The 5,861-nt window shown below is 63.0% G+C and carries 7 protein-coding genes; 4 read left to right on the top strand and 3 right to left on the bottom strand.

What is annotated here, in order from left to right; translation table 11 throughout:
• Window positions 1–219: 219 nt before the first annotated feature.
• The 4 genes from CWO89_RS39875 to CWO89_RS39890 all read left to right on the top strand — a co-directional run bounded on the left by CWO89_RS39875 (window position 220) and on the right by CWO89_RS39890 (window position 3,407).
• Entirely contained in the window at window positions 220–1,623 is a 1,404-nt protein-coding gene (locus tag CWO89_RS39875) for a carotenoid oxygenase family protein (protein ID WP_130583762.1), read from the top strand.
• Window positions 1,624–1,861: 238 nt separating this feature from the next.
• Window positions 1,862–2,440 carry a hypothetical protein gene (locus tag CWO89_RS39880; RefSeq protein WP_130583763.1) on the top strand — a complete coding sequence of 193 codons (579 nt, stop codon included), beginning with the start codon at window positions 1,862–1,864 and terminating at the stop codon, window positions 2,438–2,440.
• 22 nt (window positions 2,441–2,462) lie between these two features.
• Window positions 2,463–3,017, top strand: coding sequence for an inner membrane-spanning protein YciB (locus CWO89_RS39885; protein ID WP_130583764.1), 555 nt, complete (start codon window positions 2,463–2,465; stop codon window positions 3,015–3,017).
• 93 nt (window positions 3,018–3,110) lie between these two features.
• Window positions 3,111–3,407, top strand: a complete 297-nt coding sequence (locus tag CWO89_RS39890) for a hypothetical protein (RefSeq protein ID WP_130583765.1) — start codon at window positions 3,111–3,113, stop codon at window positions 3,405–3,407.
• Between the two features lie 139 nt (window positions 3,408–3,546).
• Here the strand turns inward: CWO89_RS39890 and CWO89_RS39895 are convergent, their stop codons facing one another.
• From CWO89_RS39895 to CWO89_RS39905, 3 genes are all read right to left on the bottom strand, one after another.
• Window positions 3,547–5,202 carry a fumarate hydratase gene (locus CWO89_RS39895; protein WP_130583766.1) on the bottom strand — a complete coding sequence of 552 codons (1,656 nt, stop codon included), beginning with the start codon at window positions 5,200–5,202 and terminating at the stop codon, window positions 3,547–3,549.
• A gap of 98 nt (window positions 5,203–5,300) precedes the next feature.
• Window positions 5,301–5,546: a type II toxin-antitoxin system RelE/ParE family toxin gene (locus CWO89_RS39900; protein ID WP_283813575.1), complete on the bottom strand. Its 246-nt coding sequence runs from the start codon at window positions 5,544–5,546 to the stop codon at window positions 5,301–5,303.
• A gap of 53 nt (window positions 5,547–5,599) precedes the next feature.
• A complete protein-coding gene (locus tag CWO89_RS39905; RefSeq protein ID WP_130583767.1) occupies window positions 5,600–5,830 on the bottom strand; it encodes a hypothetical protein in 231 nt (76 codons plus the stop codon).
• Between the last annotated feature and the right edge of the window lie 31 nt (window positions 5,831–5,861).

Genomic DNA, 5,861 nt, shown 5'->3' on the forward strand with positions numbered 1-5,861 from the left:
GCCCGACCGGCGCTGCCGGCGCGCTGGCCTCGCGGCCGCTTGTTTCGCCGCCTTCCGGGCTTTCGGCGGCGACGTCTTCGCCTTGTTTTCTCTCGACAATCTCGTCATGCGAATCCTTATAGGTCGCAATTTTGACACTGTAAAGATTTTGCTTGACGATCAGCGCGACCACCTGTATTTCTATCTTTACGATGTAAAGATAACATGGAGGGAGTGACGATGCTTGATCAGGCGATCGCTGAGACACCGCGGCCCAACCTGGCGCCGATCCCTTTTGAGGCGGACGCGCCGTTCTTGAAAATATCGGGCGAGTTGCCGCGCGAGCTTAACGGCACGCTCTATCGCAACGGCCCCAATCCGCAATTCGAGTCCCCCGGTGCGCATTGGTTCGTCGGCGACGGCATGCTGCACGCCTTCCATCTCGAGAACGGCCGCGCCAGCTATCGCAATCGCTGGGTCCGCACGCCGAAATGGCAGGCCGAGCATGACGCGGGCCGTGCATTGTTCGGCGGCTTCGGCCGCAAGCTATCGGATGCGCCGCCCGCGACCACCACTGACGGCGGCGTCGCCAACACCAACATCATCTTCCATGCCGGCCGCCTGCTCGCACTCGAGGAAGGCCATCTGCCGACCGAGATCGAGCCCGGCACGCTGAACCGGCTTGGCTATTGCGATTATAGCGGCGCCATCCAAGGCCCTTTCACCGCGCATCCCAAGGTCGACCCGAAGACCGGCGAGCTCGTGTTCTTCGGCTACAACGCCGCAGGCCCCCTGACCCCTGCCCTTTCCTTCGGCTCGGTCAATTCGTCCGGCGTGGTGACGCGCTTCGAACGCTTTGAGTCACCCTATGCCAGCATGGTGCACGACTTCATCGTCACCGAGAACCATCTGCTGTTTCCGATCCTCCCGGTTACCGGCAGCATGGAGCGCGCGATGCGCGGACACGCGCCTTACGCCTGGGAGCCTGAGAAGGGCGCCCATGTCGGCGTGATGAAGCGCAACGGCTCCGCGCAAGACATCACCTGGTTCCGCGCCGAGAGCTGCTACGTCTTCCACGTGGTGAACGCCTGGGAGGAAGGCAGCCGCATCATCGCCGACGTGATGCAGTTCGAGGAAGCGCCGCTGTTCAACCATCCCGACGGCTCGCCGACGGACCCGAAGAAGAACCGCGCGCGCTATTGCCGCTGGACCTTCGATCTCGCCGGCAATACCGACCGCTTCACGCAAACCTATCTCGACGACCTCACCGGCGAATTCCCGCGCATCGACGATCGCCGCGCCGGCTATGCCTTCACCCATGGCTGGTACGCCTGCGCCAATCCTGAGCTGCCGATGTTCGGCGCGCTCTCCGGGATCGTGCATGTCGATGGCACGGGCAAGCGCATTGGCCAGTATCTCCTGCCCGCCGGCGACACCATCTCGGAGCCGGTGTTCGTTGAGCGCGGCAGCGATGCCGCCGAGGGCGACGGCTGGTTGCTCGCGGTGGTCTGGCGTGCCCGGGAGAACCGCAGCGACCTCCCCGTGTTCAACGCGCACGACGTCCAGGCCGGCCCGATCGCATTGGTCCATCTCGGCCACCGCGTGCCCGACGGCTTCCACGGCAATTGGGTTGGCGCGAATTGAGCTCGCGCCACGCTCTGCGTCATTCCGGGGCGCAGCGATGCCCCGGAATCCGGCGGTGATCGGCTCACAACTCCGGCATCGCGCTGATGCGCACCCGGAGCGACGCTCTAAACAGCTGAAAAATCTAGACTTATCCGATCTCGCCGTTATTTTGACACTGTAAAGATTTCGCTTGACGGCTTCCCTCGGCGCCTCTAGCTTATCTTTACATTGTCAAGATCAGCCTGGAGAGGCGGCCATGACGATCTTTCTCATCCTCGCCCCCTATGGTGCCTTCGCTGGCTTGCTGCTGGTGACGTCGGCGACTGCCAGCCTGTTTGCCGCCGCCGCGATTTGCCTGGCGGTCATCGCATTCGACGCGATGCGCGGCCTCTCGATCAAGATCCTCGGCGTCGGCTCGGTGATCACCTTCGCCGCGATCGGCCTCTATGTCGCTTTCGTCGATCAGCACCTCGGCACGGCTTCGGTGAGGTTCGCAGTCGATACGGGCATTTTCCTGGTTTCGCTTGGTTCGATCCTGGCCGGCCGTCCCTTCACGCTGCAATATGCACGCGAAGTGGTTGACGCCAAGACGACGCAGCAACCCGGCTTCCTGCGCGTCAACTACGTCATCACCTGGGCCTGGACCATGGCAGCGGTGCTGATGATGGTCGGCAACATCGCCATCGTCTATATGCCGAGCCTGCCGCTGTGGAGCGGGCTGCTGATTGCGTTCGCCGCGCGCAACAGTGCGGTCTTCTTCACCAAGTGGTATCCGCACTACCGGATGACGAAATACGGCGCGCATCCGGTCAGCGCGCTACCCAGTGCGAACTGAGTATCGCAGGGGGAACATCGCGATGAAGGACGTCTTCGCAAGGCTCGCTACCGACTTCTTCTCGACCATCGTGTTCCTGGCGGTCTATTTCGCCACCGACAACGTTCTGCTCGCGACCGGGATCGCGATTGCCGGCGCGATCGCGCAGGTGGTGCATTCCCGCATCAAGGGCGAGACGCTCGGCTTCATGACCGGGGCGAGCCTTGCGCTGGTGATCGTGCTCGGCAGCGCCACCCTGCTCACCAAGGACCCGCGCTTCGTCATGGCAAAGCCGTCGATCGCGCATTTCGCGATCGGCGCGATCATGCTCAAGCGCGGCTGGATGCTGCGCTACATGCCGCCGATCGTGGTCCAGACCATTCCTGAGTATGTCACCCTCGCCGGCTATGCCTGGGCGCTACTGATGTTTGCGATCGGCGCCGGCACCATCGCGGTGGCGGCGACCGGCGACATCAAGCTGTGGGCGGTCTATGTGACGGTGGTCGCCGCCGGCTTGAAGATCGCAGCCTTCGCGATCCAATACGTCCTCTTCCGCATCATTGTGACGAGCCGGCTGCGCGCCGCCGCGCGCGCTTAATCACCGCACGCCGGAATAGATCGTTGGGCTTGCGCGGCGAGATAGGCTATACCCGCCGCCCAAGCTTCACCATTGAACCTCGGGGAGACAGGCATGGCGGTGGACGGAAACTGGAATCTCACCATGAGCACGCCGATGGGCGATCGGCAGGCGACGCTGTCGCTGAAAAACTCGGGCGGCACGCTCACGGGCACGCAGGGCGCCGAGGGCGATTCGGTTGAGATCTTCGACGGCACGGCCAAGGGCGACGACGTCGCCTGGAAGGTTTCCATCACCAACCCGATGCCGCTCACGCTCGAATTCACCGGCAAGGTGTCGGGCGACAGCATCACCGGCGAAATGGGCATCGGCCCGATGGGCAGCTTCCCGTTCACGGGCACACGGGCGTAAGCGGGGCGCCATTGTAAGCGCGGCATTTGCCGCACCCTCAGTCGTCATACGCGGGCTTGACCCGCGTATCTATCTTCTTGGAATGATGGATGGCCGGGTCAAGCCCGGCCATGACGCGTTGTGAGGCCGTTGCGCAACCTCAGCCCAGGTTCAACTCCTTGAAGAAGTCGTTGCCCTTGTCATCGATGATGATGAAGGCCGGAAAATCCACGACCTCGATGCGCCAGATCGCTTCCATGCCGAGCTCGGGATATTCGACCACCTCGACCTTCTTGATGCAGTGCTCGGCGAGGTTCGCCGCGGCCCCACCGATCGAGCCGAGATAGAAGCCGCCGTGCTTCTTGCAGGCTTCGCGCACCGCCGGCGCGCGGTTGCCCTTCGCCACCATCACCATCGAGCCGCCGGCGGCCTGGAACTGGTCGACGAAGGAATCCATGCGCCCCGCCGTGGTCGGGCCGAACGCGCCGGACGCATAGCCGTCCGGCGTCTTGGCCGGACCGGCGTAATAGACCGGATGGTTCTTGAAGTAATCCGGCAGCGGCTCGCCGCGATCCAGCCGCTCGCGCAGCTTGGCATGCGCCGCGTCGCGCGCCACGATCATGGTGCCGGTCATCGAAACCCGCGTCTTGGTCGGATGCTTCGACAGCGTCGCCAGAATGTCCTTCATCGGCTGATTGAGATCGATCTTGACGACCTCCCCGCCAAGCGACTGCTCGACCTGCGGCAGATACTGCGCCGGATTATGCTCGAGCTCCTCCAGATAGACGCCGTCCTTTGTGATCTTGCCGAGCACCTGGCGGTCGGCCGAGCAGGAGACGCCAAGCCCGATCGGCAACGAGGCGCCATGGCGCGGCAGCCGGATCACGCGCACGTCGTGGCAGAAATACTTGCCGCCGAACTGCGCGCCTACCCCCAAGCTTTGCGTCATCTTGTGGATTTCCTGCTCCATCTCCAGATCGCGGAACGCGTTGCCGTCGGCCGAGCCGTGCGTCGGCAGCGCGTCGAGATAGCGGGCGGACGCGAGCTTCACCGTCTTCATGCAGAGTTCGGCCGAGGTGCCGCCGATCACGATCGCCAGATGATAAGGCGGGCACGCAGCGGTGCCGAACGTGAGAATCTTCTCCTTCAAAAACGCCAGCAGCCGATCCTTGGTCAGCACCGACGGCGTCGCCTGGAACAGGAAGCTCTTGTTGGCGCTGCCGCCGCCCTTGGCCATGAACATGAACTTGTAGGCGTCATCGCCCTCGGCGTAGATCTCGCACTGCGCCGGCATGTTGTTGGCGGTGTTCTTCTCCTCATACATCGACAGCGGCGCCACCTGCGAATAGCGCAGGTTGCGGCGCAAATAGGCGTCGCGCGCGCCTTCCGACAGCGCCGCCTCGTCGTCGCCCTCGGTGATGACGTTGCAGCCCTTCTTGCCCATGATGATCGCGGTGCCCGTGTCCTGGCACATCGGCAGCACGCCGCCGGCGGCGATATTGGCGTTCTTCAGGAAGTCGAAGGCCACGAACTTGTCGTTGTCGCTGGCTTCCTTGTCGTCAAGGATGCTGCGCAACTGCTTCAGATGCCCCGGACGCAAATAATGGTTGATTTCGCCGAACGCCGCCTCCGACAACGCCCGCAGCGCCTCGCGCGACACCACCAGCATGTCCCTGCCCAGCACCTTCTCGACCCGCACGCCCTCGGCCGTCACCTTCTTGTACGGCGTCGTGTCCTGCCCCAGCGGGAACAACGGCGTGTGCTTATAGGGCGGGACAGGCTTGGACTGGTCGGGGAAAGCGGTGGGAGCGTTCATGGGCATGATCTCAGGTTGGGGCCGGGAACGTCGGCCCGGCATCTAGAGCCGTTCTAAGCATTTTTGCCGTAAAAGGAAGGGAATCTGGGAATACCGTCTCATCGTTTCGGGGGCTTGCCAGCCTCTCGATCCTGGGCTCCGTGAAACACCGCGGCGACGATGATCCGCTCCGGCGCTCGATCGACTTCATAGACCGCGATGTAGGGCAACCGCGGTACTGGCCATTCGAAGGTGTCGGCGTCGCGGCCAACTCGCCCCATGAATGGAAACGAGGACAGCAGTTCGATGCTGCTGAATAGCCGCTCCACCACGGCCTTGGCCGCAGCGGGACTGTCCTGAGCGATCTAATGATAGATATTTTCGATATCGGCGATCGCTTGATCGTCGAAGACGAGTTTCATCTATCGCCGCCGACCAGCCGTGCAATGCGGTTGCGCGCCTCTTCGTGAGACACGAGCTGCCGATTAGGATCAGACCTGCGGCGGCGGACTTCCTCGACCTGCTCCTCGGTCAGCTGCATCTCGCGCATGTGCTTGACGTAGTCGAGCAATGCACCCGCGGCTGCGTCCTGTTCGCTGGGCGGCAATTGCTCGACCTGCCGCAGTGCTTCCTGAAGTAGCTTTGTCATAACATCAGTCTAGGGTCTGTTGGGATTCATC

Source organism: Bradyrhizobium sp. Leo170, from assembly GCF_004296405.1.
Lineage (GTDB): Bacteria > Pseudomonadota > Alphaproteobacteria > Rhizobiales > Xanthobacteraceae > Bradyrhizobium.

Coding starts and splice junctions, on each gene's coding strand:
- CWO89_RS39875 (WP_130583762.1), top strand. CDS start 220: ATGCTTGATCAGGCGATCGCTGAGACACCGCGGCCCAACCTGGCGCCG.
- CWO89_RS39890 (WP_130583765.1), top strand. CDS start 3,111: ATGGCGGTGGACGGAAACTGGAATCTCACCATGAGCACGCCGATGGGC.
- CWO89_RS39895 (WP_130583766.1), bottom strand. CDS start 5,202: ATGAACGCTCCCACCGCTTTCCCCGACCAGTCCAAGCCTGTCCCGCCC.
- CWO89_RS39885 (WP_130583764.1), top strand. CDS start 2,463: ATGAAGGACGTCTTCGCAAGGCTCGCTACCGACTTCTTCTCGACCATC.
- CWO89_RS39905 (WP_130583767.1), bottom strand. CDS start 5,830: ATGACAAAGCTACTTCAGGAAGCACTGCGGCAGGTCGAGCAATTGCCG.
- CWO89_RS39880 (WP_130583763.1), top strand. CDS start 1,862: ATGACGATCTTTCTCATCCTCGCCCCCTATGGTGCCTTCGCTGGCTTG.